13 protein-coding genes are annotated in these 15,129 nt (G+C 66.4%); 10 read left to right on the top strand and 3 right to left on the bottom strand.

All coding sequences use genetic code 11. From position 1 onward, the window contains the following. Positions 1-42: 42 nt before the first annotated feature. Entirely contained in the window at positions 43-912 is an 870-nt protein-coding gene (locus BLU08_RS03685) for a mechanosensitive ion channel family protein (protein ID WP_090195455.1), read from the bottom strand. Between the two features lie 167 nt (positions 913-1,079). Between BLU08_RS03685 and BLU08_RS03680 the strand changes: the two genes are divergently transcribed. The 8 genes from BLU08_RS03680 (at position 1,080) to BLU08_RS03645 (ending at position 8,429) form a co-directional block, all read left to right on the top strand. Beyond that, positions 1,080-1,376, top strand: coding sequence for a septum formation initiator family protein (locus BLU08_RS03680; protein ID WP_090195452.1), 297 nt, complete (start codon positions 1,080-1,082; stop codon positions 1,374-1,376). Between the two features lie 116 nt (positions 1,377-1,492). Next, a complete protein-coding gene (gene pdhA / locus BLU08_RS03675; RefSeq protein WP_369816828.1) occupies positions 1,493-2,632 on the top strand; it encodes a pyruvate dehydrogenase (acetyl-transferring) E1 component subunit alpha in 1,140 nt (379 codons plus the stop codon). A 3-nt stretch (positions 2,633-2,635) separates the two neighbouring features. Further along, positions 2,636-4,084, top strand: a complete 1,449-nt coding sequence (locus BLU08_RS03670) for a pyruvate dehydrogenase complex E1 component subunit beta (RefSeq protein WP_090195444.1) — start codon at positions 2,636-2,638, stop codon at positions 4,082-4,084. 197 nt (positions 4,085-4,281) lie between these two features. After that, the gene (locus BLU08_RS03665) at positions 4,282-5,946 is read left to right on the top strand and encodes a pilus assembly protein TadG-related protein (RefSeq protein ID WP_172800976.1); all 1,665 of its coding nucleotides are present in this window, start codon (positions 4,282-4,284) and stop codon (positions 5,944-5,946) included. After that, positions 5,943-6,533 carry a TadE/TadG family type IV pilus assembly protein gene (locus BLU08_RS03660; RefSeq protein ID WP_090195438.1) on the top strand — a complete coding sequence of 197 codons (591 nt, stop codon included), beginning with the start codon at positions 5,943-5,945 and terminating at the stop codon, positions 6,531-6,533. Before BLU08_RS03665 ends, BLU08_RS03660 begins: the two co-directional genes overlap by 4 nt. Further along, the gene (locus BLU08_RS03655) at positions 6,527-7,216 is read left to right on the top strand and encodes a TadE/TadG family type IV pilus assembly protein (RefSeq protein ID WP_090195435.1); all 690 of its coding nucleotides are present in this window, start codon (positions 6,527-6,529) and stop codon (positions 7,214-7,216) included. Before BLU08_RS03660 ends, BLU08_RS03655 begins: the two co-directional genes overlap by 7 nt. Before the next feature lie 59 nt (positions 7,217-7,275). After that, positions 7,276-7,926, top strand: a complete 651-nt coding sequence (locus BLU08_RS03650) for a squalene/phytoene synthase family protein (RefSeq protein ID WP_090195432.1) — start codon at positions 7,276-7,278, stop codon at positions 7,924-7,926. Positions 7,927-7,964: 38 nt separating this feature from the next. Further along, a complete protein-coding gene (locus tag BLU08_RS03645) occupies positions 7,965-8,429 on the top strand; it encodes an EF-hand domain-containing protein (RefSeq protein WP_090195429.1) in 465 nt (154 codons plus the stop codon). A gap of 3 nt (positions 8,430-8,432) precedes the next feature. Here the strand turns inward: BLU08_RS03645 and trmFO are convergent, their stop codons facing one another. Beyond that, positions 8,433-9,812 (bottom strand): methylenetetrahydrofolate--tRNA-(uracil(54)-C(5))-methyltransferase (FADH(2)-oxidizing) TrmFO, encoded by a 1,380-nt coding sequence (gene trmFO, locus BLU08_RS03640; protein WP_090195426.1) that lies wholly within the window; start codon positions 9,810-9,812, stop codon positions 8,433-8,435. 83 nt (positions 9,813-9,895) lie between these two features. Here trmFO and BLU08_RS03635 point away from each other — a divergent pair, with 83 nt between their 5' ends. Next, complete coding sequence (locus tag BLU08_RS03635) at positions 9,896-10,546, top strand: lysoplasmalogenase family protein (RefSeq protein ID WP_090195423.1); 651 nt, start codon at positions 9,896-9,898, stop codon at positions 10,544-10,546. A gap of 9 nt (positions 10,547-10,555) precedes the next feature. On the opposite strand, the gene gyrA is transcribed toward BLU08_RS03635, so the two are convergent. Next, positions 10,556-13,411, bottom strand: coding sequence for a DNA gyrase subunit A (gene gyrA / locus BLU08_RS03630; RefSeq protein WP_090195420.1), 2,856 nt, complete (start codon positions 13,409-13,411; stop codon positions 10,556-10,558). A 351-nt stretch (positions 13,412-13,762) separates the two neighbouring features. Here gyrA and BLU08_RS03625 point away from each other — a divergent pair, with 351 nt between their 5' ends. Then, positions 13,763-15,097, top strand: coding sequence for a tetratricopeptide repeat protein (locus BLU08_RS03625; protein WP_090195417.1), 1,335 nt, complete (start codon positions 13,763-13,765; stop codon positions 15,095-15,097). The last annotated feature ends 32 nt before the right edge of the window (positions 15,098-15,129 follow it).

The following is a 15,129-nucleotide window of genomic DNA, read 5'->3' as shown; positions in this document are numbered from 1 at the left end:
CGCCGGCCGCAGGGACCTCCTGCGGGATCCGCGCGGCGTTCTTCATGCCGCTTCGCCCGGGTTCGATCCCATCGGCACGCGCTCCCTGAAGGTGTGGGTCACGTAGGGGAACGGAATCTCGATCCTCGCGGCGTCGAGCTCGCGCTTGATCGCGCGGATCACCTGGTCGCGATTTTCGAGCGTCGCCGCGCCGGAAGAAGGCGCCCACCAGCGCACGTGGAAATCGACCGAGGAGGAATTGAACTCGTGGGCGAGGACCTGGATCGGCCGATCCGCGATCACGTGGCCGACGCTCTGCACCGCCTTGCGTATCGCCGCTTCCGCCGCGTCGAGATCGGTGTCGTAGGACACGCCCACCATCACGTCGTAGCGGCGCGCGTCGAGGTCGGTCCAGATCTCGACCGGGTTCATGAAGAGCATCGAGTTGGGCATGATCGTGAGCTCGCCCGAAAAGTGCCGGATGTAGGTTTCGCGCAGGGCAATGTGTTCGACCGTGCCGAGCACGCCTTCGCATTCGATCGTGTCGCCCACCTGCATCTTCTTGCGCAACATGATGAGGATTCCGGCAAGGAAGTTTTCGAAGATGTCCTTGAACGCGAACCCGATCGCGACCGAGCCCACGCCGAGCCCGGCGACGAGGCTGGCGGGCGACAGGTCTGGTATCACCACGACCGCGGCGGTGAACAGGCCGATCATCCATACCGCGAGCCGCACCAGCCGGTCGATCAGGCCCCTGAGGCTCGGCCTCAGTTCCGCCTTGCCGATGATCGCGCCCGCGATCCGTCCGGCGCCCCTTGCGACGAGCCACGTGAGGACGAGGACGAGGATCCCGACGGCGATCGCGGGCAGGCTCGCGATGACGCCCGCGGCCATTTCGTTGATCTGTTCGCGAAGTATGTCGATTATCTGCATGTGATCCCCGGATGTTCCTGCTGTCCCAATCGGTCGGGGTCAACATATGTTCCCCGTCCCGAGGCCGCTCGGCGCGGCGCGAAACGGCGGCGGGCCCGCGCTTTTCGCCTTGCAGCGGGCGGCCAAGTGTGATTCTGTCAATACAGGCGGACAGTTAGAGGCAGATCATGCGAAATCCGGTGCGTGAGCAGGCGAAACAGGGCGTGGCGCTCGCGCTGCTGCTCGTGCTCGGCGCCGCCGCCGTGGCCGGGCCGACGGGCCTGCTCGCCTGGTCGGAAAACCTCGCCGCGCTCGAAGCGCGCGAGGCCCGCATCGCCGCCCTCGCGGAAAAACGCGATGCGCTCGCCAACCGGGTCGAACTGCTCGATCCCGAGGCCGCCGATCCCGACCTTGCGAGCGAACTCGTGCGGCGCAATCTCGGCGTGATGCACGCCGACGAGGTGGTCATCACGATCGAGGACTGAGCGCGTCGCAGGTGATTGCGCGCGCCCCCTTCGAATGCCTATAGGGCGCAGCGAGAGAGACGGCGCGCGCCTCCTCCCCCATGCCGCGCGCATCATGCAAGAGAGGAATTCGCTCCTTGGCCAAGACCCCTTCGAAAAGCTCGCCCGCCGGAAAGCCCGCCGCCAAGCGCGCGCCCGCGAAGAGTGCGCCCGCCTCGAAAGCGCGCAAGGCCCCGGCCGCCCCGTCCGACGATCCCGATTTCGAACTGCGTTCGCTGCAGGAGGCGTTCGAATCGAACAAGGTCTACGCGGCGAGCGAGGAGGAGATGCTCGAATTCTATCGTCAGATGCTGCTCATCCGACGGTTCGAGGAGAAGGCCGGGCAGCTCTACGGGCTCGGCCTCATCGGCGGGTTCTGCCACCTCTACATCGGGCAGGAAGCGGTCGCGATCGGGCTGCAGAGCGCGCTTGACAATGATCGCGACAGCGTCATCACCGGCTATCGCGACCACGGCCACATGCTCGCCTACGGGATAGATCCCAAGGTCATCATGGCCGAGCTGACCGGGCGCCAGGCCGGTATTTCCAAGGGCAAGGGCGGGTCGATGCACATGTTCTCGACCGAGCACAAGTTCTACGGCGGCCACGGCATCGTCGGCGCGCAGGTGCCATTGGGCGGCGGGCTCGCCTTCGCGCACCAGTACAACGGCGACGGCGGCATCTGCCTCGCCTATTTCGGCGACGGGGCGGCGAACCAGGGACAGGTCTACGAGACGTTCAACATGGCCGCGCTGTGGAACCTGCCGATCGTCTTCGTCGTGGAGGACAACCAGTACGCGATGGGCACCTCGACCAAGCGTTCTTCGGCAGAGACCCGCTTCCACCGCCGCGGGACGTCCTTCCGCATTCCGGGCATGGACGTCGACGGGATGAACGTGCTCGAAGTGCGCGCCGCGGCGGAGGTCGCCTTCGCCCATGTGCGCGAGGGCAAGGGGCCGGTGCTGATGGAACTCAACACCTATCGCTATCGCGGCCATTCGATGTCGGACCCGGCCAAGTACCGCACCCGCGAGGAAGTGCAGGAACAGCGCGAGCAGCACGACCCGATCGAGCGGCTCAAGAAGACCCTGATCGAGGCGGGCAAGGACGAGGCCGAATTGAAGGCGATCGACAAGGAAATTCGCAAGACCGTCTCCGAAGCGGCTGATTTCGCTGAGAATTCGCCCGAACCCGACGCCAGCGAACTCTACACCGACGTGCTGGTGGAGGAGTATTGAGCAATGGCGATCGAACTCAAGATGCCCGCGCTTTCGCCCACCATGGAGGAAGGCACGCTCGCCCGCTGGCTCAAGCAGGAGGGCGACGCAATCGAACCGGGCGACGTGATCGCCGAGATCGAGACCGACAAGGCGACGATGGAATTCGAGGCGATCGACGAAGGCACGCTCGCGAAGATCCTTGTGCCCGAAGGGAGCGAGAACGTCGCGGTCGGGACGGTCATCGCGATGCTCGCCGGGGACGACGAGGAAGCGGATGAGGTCGAGGCTCCGGCCCTGCCGGGTTCCGGGGGCGAGGAAGAAACCGGCGCCGACGAGGGTGACGGTGAGGGCGACAGCGAGGGCGGGAAAGACGCGGAAGCGGAAGACGCGGGCGGGGGCAAGCCAGAGGTGTCCGAAGGCGCCTCGGTCCCCGATACCAGGCCGCCGCGCGATGCGGCGTCGGACCCGCAGGTCCCCGAGGGCACCGGGTTCACCTCGATCGCCGTGCGCGAGGCGCTGCGCGATGCGATGGCCGAGGAGATGCGCCGCGACCCGCGCGTCTTCGTGATGGGCGAGGAAGTCGCTGAATACCAGGGCGCCTACAAGGTCACCCAGGGCCTGCTCGACGAATTCGGACCGAGACGCGTGATCGACACGCCGATCACCGAATACGGCTTTGCCGGGATCGGCACGGGCGCGGCGATGGGCGGCCTTCGCCCGGTGGTCGAGTTCATGACCTTCAACTTCGCCATGCAGGCGATCGACCACATCGTGAACTCGGCGGCCAAGACCAATTACATGTCGGGCGGCCAGATGCGCTGTCCCGTCGTCTTTCGCGGTCCCAACGGCGCAGCTAGCCGGGTCGGGGCGCAGCATTCGCAGAACTACGGGCCATGGTATGCGAGCGTTCCCGGCCTCGTGGTCATCGCGCCCTATGACAGCGCCGATGCCAAGGGCCTGCTCAAGGCCGCGATCCGCAGCGAGGACCCGGTGGTATTCCTCGAGAACGAGCTCGTCTACGGACGCAGTTTCGACGTGCCCGACCTTGACGACTACGTCCTTCCCATCGGCAAGGCGCGCGTGGTGCGCGAAGGGAAGGACGCCACCATCGTCTCCTATTCGATCGGCGTCGGCTTCGCGCTCGAAGCGGCCGAACGGCTCGCGCAGGAGGGGATCGATGCCGAAGTCATCGACCTTCGCACACTGCGCCCGCTCGACCGGCAGGCGATCCTCGACAGCCTCGCCAAGACCAACCGCCTCGTCATCGCCGAGGAAGGCTGGCCGACCTGCTCGATCGCGAGCGAGGTGATTGCGATCTGCATGGAGGAAGGGTTCGACCACCTCGACGCGCCGGTCCTGCGGGTGTGCAACGAGGACGTGCCGCTGCCCTATGCCGCCAACCTCGAAAAGCTTGCGCTGATCGATGCGGACCGGATCGTCGAGGCGGTGAAGAAGGTCTGTTACCGCTGAGGAAAATCCGCCCGCGGCAAGGCCCGGTAAGGATGAAGTTTTACGAATTCTTAGCGCTGGACCCATAGTGCGTTCCCCAAATCAGGGGAACTCTCATGCGAGCAGACACGGGTTTGGCATCTTCGGGAACCGGCGTTTCCAACTCCCGCGGGTGGCTGCGGGGGCTTTTCGGCGATAGCAGCGCGAGCGTCCTGCCGATGATGGCGGCCGCGCTCATCCCGACCATGGCGATGATCGGGGCGGGGGTCGATTTCGGCCGCGCCTACCTCGCCAATTCCAAGCTCCAGGGCGCCGCCGACGCAAGCGCGCTCGCGACCGTGCGGGCCAAGCAGCTCTCGAGCAATTCCGAAAGCCAGGCACAGGAAATCAGCGAGGATTACATCTACGCCAATTTCCCGATCGGCTATCTCAAAGCGACTCTCGAAACGCCGGACGTGAACGTGGTCGACCGGAACGACGTGATCACCGCCACGGTGAGCGTGCGCGGCACGATCGACACGACGCTGCTGCGGCTCGTCGGGATCGATACCCTGCCGATCAGCGCGCGCGCCGTGGCCGAGGCGTCGGAGACCCTCCCGACCGCGATCGAGGCGCTGCTGGTGCTCGACAACACCGGGTCGATGCGGGGCGCGCGGATGCGCGACCTCAAGACGGCGGCCAAGAATTTCGTCAACACGATCTACGGCAGCAAGGACACGCGCGAGAACTTCGCGGTCGGGATCCTGCCCTACAACACGATGGTCAATGTCGGCCATCTGGTGGCGGCCGCGGATTCGAGCATGGTCCAGAGCCGCCCCGGCTTCACCGACATCGGCCTCAATGATCGGCTCGGCTGGAAGGGCTGCGTGTTCGCCGACCAGACCATCCGCAACATTTCCGATGATCGCTTCTACGTCGATCCGGGCGCCTACGACATCACCGCCAACATGCCGGGCGAAAACGGCATGCCTAAGTTCGAGCCGTTCATCTACCCGCCGATCTACGTTGATTCGTTTCAGGACATCAACAACCGGTACGAGATCCCGAACAACAGGCAGGACGATTTCTTCGACATTCCCACGATCCGCGAGGCGTTGGTGCGCCTGCACGGCAACGACATCTGCAAGAACAGGAACAACGGCAATCCCCGGCGGTGCGACCAGAACAACTCGGTGATCGACTTCGACCGCCTGCCGGACAAGGACGACTACCGCGAGGCACGCTTCTACAGCCACAAGTCGGGCGAGAACAAGAACGCCTCGCCCAACAACATGTGGGGTCCTTCGCCCAACTACCAGTGCCCGCAGCAGGCGCTTCCCGTGTCCTACGAGGCGACCAAGAGCTCGCTCAGGAGCTACATCGACGACGAGAACTACGCCCTGATGCCCGGCACCGGGACCTTTCACAACGCCGCGATGACCTGGGCCTACCGGCTGATGGAGCGCGACGACGTGTTCATCCGCAATCGTCCGAACGACGTTCCGAACAAGAAGATCGTGATCTTCATGACCGACGGGAACTTCGACAGCCGCGACGACGGGCGCCCCGGGTCCTCGGGCAGGGTTCTCGACACGGCCTACACCGCCTACAAGACCTACGAGGACCGCCTCATCATCAGCGGCACGGGCAAGAACGACACAATCGAGCACCTTTCGCGCCGCTTTGCCAAGACCTGCGAGGCGATGAAGGCGGACGGCATCGAGATCTACACGATCGCCTTTGCGCTCAGCAAAAACGCGGCGGGCAATCGCACCCGCGAGATGTTCCGAGTCTGCGCCTCCGATCGCAACACGCACTTCTTCTCGGCGGCGAACGGGGCGGAGCTCAACAACGCCTTCGTCCAGATCGCCTCGGAGCTGATCGACCTGAGGCTCTCGCAATGACCCGCCACCTGTTCGGCAGACTGGCGCGCGAACGCGATGGGGTGACGATCGTCGAATTCGCCTTCGTCGCGCCGGTCATGTTCATGCTCCTCCTGGCCCTGCTCGAAATGGGCTATGTCGCTTTCGCGCGCTCGACGCTCGAAAGCGCGATCCTGGTCGCTTCGCGCGAATCCAAGGTCGCCGAATGCCCGGCGCAGACCGCCGAGCTGATCGAGGAGGAGCTGATGGAGCGGCTCGCGGTCGTCTCGACCTTCAACGACAAGCCGCCCAAGCTCGAGGTGCGCTCCTACGGCACGAATTTCCGCAATGTCGGCAATCCCGAACCCTTCAACGACATCGATGGGAGCGGGACGTGGGACCCGGGCGAATCCTACCAGGACATCAACGGCAACGGCCAGTGGGACGACGACATGGGCAAGGAAGGCAACTTCGGCCAGTTCGGCGAGGTCGTGGAATTCTCCGCCAGCATGGAGGTTGTCTCGCTCGTGCCCTTCGTCGCCCAGGCGATCAACGGCAACGAGGGCTTCTATGCGCTTTCGGCAGAAACCGTGGTCCGCAACGAACCGTTCAAGGACGCGGAATGCTGAGCCCGGCGACGATCCGTTCCAGCGCTGCCCGCGGACGCGCCGCCGCCGCCGCCTTCGCCCGGCGGCTTGCCCGTGACGAAACGGGCCTGGCCTTCATCGAATTCGCCTACACCCTGCCGATCTTCGTCGGGTTCGGGCTGGTCGGGCTCGAATTCACCAATGTCGTGCTCGCCCGCCAGAAGACCGAGCGGATCGCCGCGACCGTGGCCGATCTCGTCGCGAGCAACCAGGTGCCGCCGAACGAGCGCCAGATCGGCGACATGTTCGCCGCCGTCCCCAAGGTCGCGCGGCCGTTCCCGTTCGAGAACGGGGGCAATGTGATCATCACTGCCGTGGTCGGCATTTACGACCGCGATTCCGATGGGGTCGAAAACAAGATCGCCTGGCAGCGCTGCATGTTCGAGGGGAGCCATGCGAGCGACGTCGGGACGCAGTGGACCGACACGGACGACATCGCGGACGGGCCGGCGGTCGAACTCGCCAACGACCTCGAACTGCTGCAGAACCAGATGGTGATCGTCGCGGAGGTCTTCTATCCTTACGAGCCGCTCATCACCCAAGGGATCGTCACGGGCATCATCCCCGACAGCGGCATCTTCCGCGAGACGGCGACCTTCCGCACCCGCGGCCAGGCGATCATGAACGTGACTCCGGTCGAGGGCACCGACCTCCACGCCTGCTGAGCGGCGCGCCGCAAGCGGCTTGACAGGGCACCGCGCGCGCCAGCAAGAGCGCTCGGGCCGTGACCCTGCCGGACGAAGACCTGCCGCCCGAAGCCGAAATGGCGCTCGCCCACACGCCGCCCGCGCTGCGCGGGGCGATGGGTTCGGCCCTCGCGCTCGACACGCGGCTCGCCCGGATCGCCGGGCAGACGAGCGAGGTCATGCTCGGCCAGATGCGCCTCGCCTGGTGGCGCGACACGCTCGCAAGCCCGCCCGATAGCCGTCCGCAGGGCGATGCGGTGCTCGATGCGATCGGGCGCCACTGGCGGGGGCGGGAAGATGCGCTCGGCGAACTGGTCGATGCATGGGAGGTGCTCGTCGCCGCCGAAGCGATGGAGCGGTCCGACATCCTCGCCTTCGCCGCCGGACGCGCTGCGCCCTTCGCCGCGCTGGCGGCGGATGGGGAGCAGGCGGCCCGCGCGCGCACGGCGGGAATGCGCTGGGCGATTGCCGAAGCGGCCCCCCGCCTGTCGCAGGAGGCGGAACGCGAGCGCTTCGTCGCGATCGGGCGCGAACAGGTCGGGAAGGGCGGCCGCCTGCTGCGTCCGCTCAGGGGCCTCGCCGTGCTCGATGCGCTGGCGGTCCGGGCGCTGCGGCGCGGGGGACGTCCCCTGATGGAGGGGCGCGGCGCGGCGCTGGCGGCGATGCGGGCGGCTATCCTCGGCCGCTGAATTGGTATATTCCTCTCCAAAAACAGGGGAGCACAATCATGCGTGAGGCGATCCTCGGCGCGGTGGCAGGCGTGGTGCTTGCCGGGATCGGCGTCTTCTGGTGGCAGGGCAGGGCAACGATCGAAGCCAGCGCCCCGCCGCCGCCCGAAGCGGAGGAACCGCCGCCCGATCCGCTCGACCTGCCGATAACCGATCCGGGCGACATGGAAGGCCCCGAGCCGCCCGAGGCGAGCGAACTCACCCGCGAACAGCGGCGTTTCTTCCGCTATGACCGCAACCGCGACTGGCGCATCACCCGGACCGAGATGATGGCTTCGCGCTCGGAAGCCTTTCGCAAGCTCGACGTCGATGGCAACAACCTGCTCACCTTCGAGGAATGGGCGGTCACGACCGCCGAACGCTTCGACGCGATGGACGCGGACAAGGACGGCGAACTGACCCCGGCCGAATTCGCCACCAGTGCGCCCAAGCCCAGGCCGAAGGCGCCCGAGTGCCGCTGCTGAGGCTCAGGCCGGGACGACCTCGCGCGTTTCGGCGATCCAGCGGGCGAGGTCGGCCTTGGCCCTTTCGGTATAGGCCTGCTTGCGCGCCTTCTTCCTGACCTCGTGGAGCGGCGGGAACAGCCCGAAATTGACGTTCATCGGCTGGAAGGTCGATGCCTCCGCGTCGCCGGTGATGTGGCTCAGCAGCGCCCCCATCGCGGTCGTCGCGGGCAGCGGGATCCATTCCCGTCCCGCCAGCTCGGCCGCGGCCATTATCCCGGCGACAAGCCCGATGGCCGCGCTCTCGACATAGCCTTCGCAGCCCGTGACCTGCCCGGCGAAACGGATGTGCGGGGCCGCGCGCAGCCGCAGCTGGCGGTCGAGCACCTGCGGCGAATTGAGGAAGGTGTTGCGGTGGAGGCCGCCGAGACGCGCGAATTCCGCGTTCTCGAGCCCCGGAATGGTGCGGAACAGTTCGACCTGCGCGCCGTATTTGAGCTTGGTCTGGAAGCCGACCATGTTCCACAGCGTGCCGAGCTTGTTGTCCTGGCGCAGCTGCACCACCGCATAGGGCCAGCGCCCCTGCGGGAATTCGGGCGTCGTGTCGTAGGGATTGTCGAGCCCCACGCCCTTCATCGGGCCATAGCGCAGCGTGTCGACCCCGCGCTCGGCCATGACCTCGATCGGCATGCAGCCGTCAAAATAGGGCGTGTCCTTCTCCCACTCCTTGAATTCGCTTTTCTCGCCCTCGATCAGGCCCTTGTGGAAGGCGAGATACTGCTCCTTCGTCATCGGGCAGTTGATGTAGTCGCCGTCCTCGTTCGAGGCGGACGTGGTCTTGTTCCAGCGCGACTGGATCCACGCCTTCGTCATGTCGATGCTGTCGCGATAGACGATCGGCGCGATCGCATCGAAGAAGGCGAGCCGTTCCTCCCCGGTCGCCGCGACGATGCTGCCGGCCAGGCCGGCGGCGGTGAGCGGCCCGGTCGCGACGATAGCAAGGCCCGTTTCGGGCAGGATGTCGATCCGTTCGCGCACGATGGTCACGTTCGGATGGTCTTCGAGCGCGCGGTGCACCTCTGCCGAGAACAGGTCGCGATCGACCGCCATCGCGCTCCCGGCGGGCACGCGCGCCTTTTCGCCTGCTCGCATGACGATCGAAGCGAGCGCCCGCATCTCGTGGTGGAGCAGGCCCACCGCGTTCGTCTCGTCATTGTCCGAACGGAAGCTGTTCGAACAGACGAGTTCCGCCAGCCCGTCGGTCTGGTGCGCCGGGGTCGTGTCCCCGCTCCCGCGCATTTCGGACAGGCGCACGCGCACCCCGCGCCGGGCGAGCTGCCAGGCCGCCTCGCTCCCGGCGAGCCCGCCGCCGATGATGTGCACGTCGTAGGTCCTGTGGGTCATGGAACGCGAGGTAATTGCGTGCTAGCGCGCCCGCAAGCCCTCCCGGTCGGGCGAGGGAGGCGAGGGGAGGAGTCAAGGGGACGATGGCGAAACGCGCGCTGGCCGATCACCGGCCCTGGCTGCTGGCGAGCGTGGTCGCGGCCTGCGCCTATTATTTCCTCTGGAACAACCCGATCGGCGAAGGGATCTGGGGCATCCTGCTCAAGGGCGCGGGGGTGGGCCTGCTTGCAGCCTACGCGATGCGCCGCACCCGCCGCGCCGACGGGGCGATCCTCGTCCTCGCGCTCGCCCTGTCGGCGGCGGGGGACATGGCGATCGAGCTGTCCTTCGAGGCGGGCGGCGCGCTTTTCATCCTGTCCCACCTGGCCGCGATCCTGCTCTATGCCCGCAATCTGCGCGAAAGCCCGACAACGAGCCAGCGCCTGCTTGCCGGGACGCTCGCGGTCGCCGGCCCGCTGATCTCGTGGCTGGCGAGCGGGCGGCTCGACATCGCCGCCTATGGCGCGGTGCTCGGCGCGATGGCGGCGGGGGCGTGGCTGAGCCGTTTCCCGCGCTACCGGGTGGGGCTCGGCGCGGTGCTGTTCGTTGTCAGCGACTGGCTGCTGTTCACCCGTTTCGGCCCGATGAACCTCGCCCCGCTGCCCGACCTGCTCGTCTGGCCGCTCTACTATGCCGGCCAGGTGATGATCGCGACCGGTGTGGTGCAGACCCTGCGCGCCGATCACGAAAGCTGACGATCGGGTCTAGCCGCCCGGTTCGCCGTCGATGTCGCGGTCGGAATGGGGCGGCGTCTCGGGCGAGGTCTGGTCGCCGCCGCCGCGCCGTTCGACCATTTCCTCGACCACCGCCTCTTCCGCCTCGTTTTCCGGCTCCTCGGTCTCGTCGATCAGCGCGGCGCCGACGATGTGCTCGCCTCTGGCGACGTCGAAGATGCGGATGCCGGACGAACCGCGCCCGTAGATGGCAAAGCCTTTCTGCGGCGGTTCGAATCCGCCTTCGATCAGGTGGCGGAAGTGGATCGGCATCCGGATGAGCTTCGCCTGGTCGGTCACGAGCATCAGCTGCGAGCCGTGCCGCACGGGGAAGCTCGCCACCACCGGGCCATTGCGTTCGGGATTGCTTTCCGGCGTGCCGATATTGGCGATCCCCTGCCCGCCGCGCCCGATCGTGCGGTATTCGTATCCCGAGGAAATCTTGCCGTAGCCGTTGGCGGTGATGGTGAGGATGAATTCCTCGCGGCTCGCCATCGCCTCCATCTGTTCCGCGGGCAGGGTCGGCTCGGCGTCGTTGTTCTTCCACGGCGCCGCGCGCAGGTAGGCTTCGCGCGTTTCCATGTCGGCTTCGAGCCGGTCGAGCACGGCGAGGCTGACGACCTTGGCATCCTCCTTCAGCGCCATGCCGCGCACGCCGATCCCGGTGCGGCTCTTGGTTTCGCGCGCGTCGGTCGCGGCGAAACGGATCGCCTTGCCCGCGTCGCTGGCGAGGAAGATCTCCTGGGTTTCGCCGACCAGCCGCACGCCGATCAGCCGGTCGCCCGATCCCTCGACGAAGCCCATCGCGTATTTCCCGTTGGTGGGCACATTGGTGAAGGCGTCCATCGAATTGCGCCGCACCATGCCCTGTTCGGTCGCGAAGACGATGCCGAGCCGGTCCCATTCCGTCTCGTCCTCGGGCAGGGGGAGGACGTTGGTCACGCGCTCGTCATCGGCGAGCGGGAGCAGGTTGACCATCGGCCGCCCGCGGGTCGAGGGGCCGCCTTCGGGCAGCTTCCAGACCTTGAGGCGATAGACGCGGCCCGTGTTGGTGAAGAACAGCACCGGGTTGTGGGTCGAGGTGACGAAGAGTTCGACCACCGCGTCCTCGTCCTTGGTCGCCATGCCCGCGCGACCCTTGCCGCCGCGGGCCTGCGCGCGGAAGGTCGAAAGCGCGGTGCGCTTGATGTAGCCGCCGAGGGTGACGGTGACGACCATGTCGTCGCGTTCGATCAGGTCCTCGTCATCGAGCCCGTCCCATGCGGGCGCGATTTCGGAGACGCGCGGGGTGGCATAGGTCGCGCGGATCTCTTCCAGCTCCTCGCGCATCACCCGGTAAAGCTTCGCGCGGTCGGCGAGGATGGCGAGCAGTTCCTCGATCTTGTCGGCGAGTTCCTTGAGCTCGTCGCCGATCTCGTCGCGTCCCAGCGCGGTCAGGCGGTGGAGGCGCAGGTCGAGGATCGCCTTCACCTGCCGTTCGGACAGGCGATAGGTCCCGCCTGCCTCGTCGGCAGTCGGTTCGATCGCCTCGACCAGGCGGATGTACTGCGCGATGTCGCCGATCGGCCATTCCTTGGCGAGCAGCCTGGCGCGCGCCGCGGACGGGTTGGCGGCGCTGCGGATCATCGCCACCACTTCGTCGAGATTGGACACCGCCACCACGAGGCCGAGCAAGACATGCGCCCGCTCGCGCGCCTTGTTCAGTTCGAACTTGGTGCGGCGGGTGATGACCTCTTCGCGGAAGGCGATGAAGCTCTGCACGATGTCGCGCAGGGTGAGCGTTTCGGGCCGTCCGCCGCGGATCGCGAGCATGTTCGCGGGGAAGGAGGATTGCGCCGGGGTGCGCCGCCAGATCTGGTTGAGCACCACTTCGGGCGAGGCGTCGCGCTTCAGCTCGATCACCACGCGCATCCCCTCGCGCGAGCTTTCGTCGCGGATGTCCGAAATGCCTTCGATCCGGCGGTCCTTGTCGGGATCCTTGGCCGCCTCGGCGATCTTTTCGACGAGGTTCGACTTGCCGACCTGGTAGGGGATCGAGGTGAGCACGATCGCGCGCTTCTCGCCGCGCTTCTCCTCGATCTCGTGGCGGCAGCGCATCAGGATCGAGCCGCGCCCGGTGGTGTAGGCCGCCTTGGCCCCGCTGGTGCCGAGGATCAGAGGAGCAGTCGGGAAATCGGGGCCGGGGATGTATTCGGTCAGCTCTTCCGACGTTATCGCCGGGTTCTCGATGAAGGCGAGGCAACCGTCGATCACCTCGCCCAGATTGTGCGGCGGGACGTTCGTTGCCATACCGACCGCGATCCCGCCCGCGCCGTTGACCAGCAGGTTGGGAAAGCGCGCCGGGAGGACCTGCGGTTCGCGGGTCGAACCGTCGTAATTGTCCTGGAAATCGACCGTGTCCTTGTCGAGATCGTCGAGCAGCGTGTTCGCCACGCGCGCCAGCCGCGCCTCGGTGTAGCGCATCGAGGCGGGCGGATCGGGGTCCATCGATCCGAAATTGCCCTGGCCGTCGATCAGCGGCACGCGCATCGACCAGTCCTGCGTCATCCGCGCGAGCGCGTCGTAGATCGCCGCATCGCCGTGCGGGTGGTAGTTGCCCATCACGTCGCCGACGATCTTGGCGCTCTTGCGATAGGGCCGCCCGGCGACGAAGCCGCCTTCCTGGCTCGCGTAGAGGATCCGCCGATGCACCGGCTTCAGCCCGTCGCGCACGTCCGGCAGCGCCCGGCTGACGATCACGCTCATCGCGTAATCGAGATAGCTCGTCTTCATTTCATCGACGATGTCGATGCGGTCATATTCGCCGGAAGGGGCGGGGGAATCGAGAATGTCGGTATCGTCGCTCAAGGCCTGGTGCCGTTTCGATTGTGTTCTGATGCGTTTGCGCGATCTGCAATGTAGGCCCTCGACCCCCGATGCGCCACTCGTCCGCACGAACGGGACGGGAACATCGCGTTCTTTTTCCACATTTCCCGGGAAGCGCCGGGCTTGTCAGCCGCCGTTCATCGCCTTTCGCCGAAAGCGCGCCTCCTGTTGAACAAGGGGGTTGAATCCGGCCGCGAGATCGGCATTCAAAGCGCGTTCAGACCGATTGGCCTAGACGCAATTGCAAACCCCTCGCGCCCGTAGCAAAGGCGCGGCAGAAAAACACACTGCGCCTGCAAGAGCGCGCGAAAACCCCTCGAGGAGGATATCCGCATGACCACCCGCCAGCCCCGCAAGCCGTTTTCCGGCCTTGCCCTTGCCATCGCGCTCGCCACCGGCACCGCCGTCGTCGCGACCGCCGTGATGCCGACCGAGGCGCACGCCCAGCGCAAGAAGAAGCAAGAGGAAGCGGCGCCCGAGCTTTCCGAGGAGTTCCGCGAGGCGTTCCTGCCGGTGCAGGAAGCGATGAACGCGGAAGGCACCGACGTGGCCGCGCTGCGCCCGCAGATCGAGCAACTGATCCCGCTGGCGCAGTCGAACGACGAGAAGTTCTACACCGGCAACGTCGCCTTCAACGCAGGCGCCAAGCTCAAGGACGAAAGGCTCCAGCTCACCGGCATGGAAATGATGCTCGAAGGCGGCAGGGTTCCGCCCGACCAGCTCGGCCGGTTCAATTTCATCGCCTACCAGCTCGCCAACGGCATGGAGCAGTACGAAAAGGCGCGCGGCTACCTCCAGGCGGCGATCGACAACAATTTCACCACCGAGACGATCGGTCGTCCGGACCTGCAGATCGCGATGGCGGAGAACTATTTCTCGGCCGGCGACGTGCGGCAGGGGCTCAACTATCTCGCCAGCGCCATCTCCGATCGCCAGTCGGCGGGCGAGGAGGTGCCCGAACAGTGGTATCGCCGCGGGATCACCGTCGCCTATGAAAACGAAGTCGTGCCCGATCTCTACGACATCACGATCGACTGGATCGGCGATTACCCCAGCACGACCAACTGGCGCGACGCGATCAACCTGACGCGCAACCTCAACACCTTCGAAGGCGGCGAAATCCTCGATCTCCTGCGGCTCAGCCGGCGGGTCGATGCGATGGACGATGCGTCGGACTACGAATACTACGTCGAGTCGGCGGATGCGCGCCGCCTGCCCAAGGAAGTGCGCGACGTGATCGAGGAAGGCTATGCGTCGGGCGTGGTCAGCCAGGACAACCTCTTCCTTTCCGAAGCGCTCGACCTTGCCAAGGGTCGGATCGACAGCGACCGGGAAGACCTGCCCGCGCTCGAGAGCGACGCGATGGCCGATGGCGCCGCGCTCAGGGTCGTGTCGGGCGCGGCCGATGCCTTCCTGAGCTACGACGATTTCGTGAAGGCGGAAACCTTCTACGAAAAGGCGCTCGGAATGCCCGGCGTCGAACAGAACGAGGCGCGGCTGCGGCTCGCGATCGCCAAGATCGAACTCGGCAAGTACGACGAGGCGGTCGAACTGCTCGGCCAGGTCGACGGCGATCGCGCCCCGATCGCCAAGCTGTGGACGGCCTATGCCAATGCCGAACAGGGCGGGACGCAGCCGGCCGCAGCCACCGGGATGACCGGCGGCTGACCGGCCCTCACCCCGATACAAGGGAAGGGCGC

The organism is Erythrobacter sp. HL-111, from assembly GCF_900105095.1.
Lineage (GTDB): Bacteria > Pseudomonadota > Alphaproteobacteria > Sphingomonadales > Sphingomonadaceae > Erythrobacter.
The sequence above is the reverse complement of the archived record's forward strand: the minus strand, read 5'-3'. Positions and strand labels throughout refer to the sequence as shown.

Bases quoted from the DNA above. Each gene is read 5' to 3' on its own strand.
- trmFO (WP_090195426.1), bottom strand. From the start codon at position 9,812: ATGACCCACAGGACCTACGACGTGCACATCATCGGCGGCGGGCTCGCC.
- BLU08_RS03680 (WP_090195452.1), top strand. From the start codon at position 1,080: ATGCGAAATCCGGTGCGTGAGCAGGCGAAACAGGGCGTGGCGCTCGCG.
- BLU08_RS03685 (WP_090195455.1), bottom strand. From the start codon at position 912: ATGCAGATAATCGACATACTTCGCGAACAGATCAACGAAATGGCCGCG.
- BLU08_RS03655 (WP_090195435.1), top strand. From the start codon at position 6,527: ATGCTGAGCCCGGCGACGATCCGTTCCAGCGCTGCCCGCGGACGCGCC.
- BLU08_RS03645 (WP_090195429.1), top strand. From the start codon at position 7,965: ATGCGTGAGGCGATCCTCGGCGCGGTGGCAGGCGTGGTGCTTGCCGGG.
- BLU08_RS03670 (WP_090195444.1), top strand. From the start codon at position 2,636: ATGGCGATCGAACTCAAGATGCCCGCGCTTTCGCCCACCATGGAGGAA.
- BLU08_RS03660 (WP_090195438.1), top strand. From the start codon at position 5,943: ATGACCCGCCACCTGTTCGGCAGACTGGCGCGCGAACGCGATGGGGTG.
- BLU08_RS03625 (WP_090195417.1), top strand. From the start codon at position 13,763: ATGACCACCCGCCAGCCCCGCAAGCCGTTTTCCGGCCTTGCCCTTGCC.
- BLU08_RS03635 (WP_090195423.1), top strand. From the start codon at position 9,896: ATGGCGAAACGCGCGCTGGCCGATCACCGGCCCTGGCTGCTGGCGAGC.
- BLU08_RS03665 (WP_172800976.1), top strand. From the start codon at position 4,282: ATGATGGCGGCCGCGCTCATCCCGACCATGGCGATGATCGGGGCGGGG.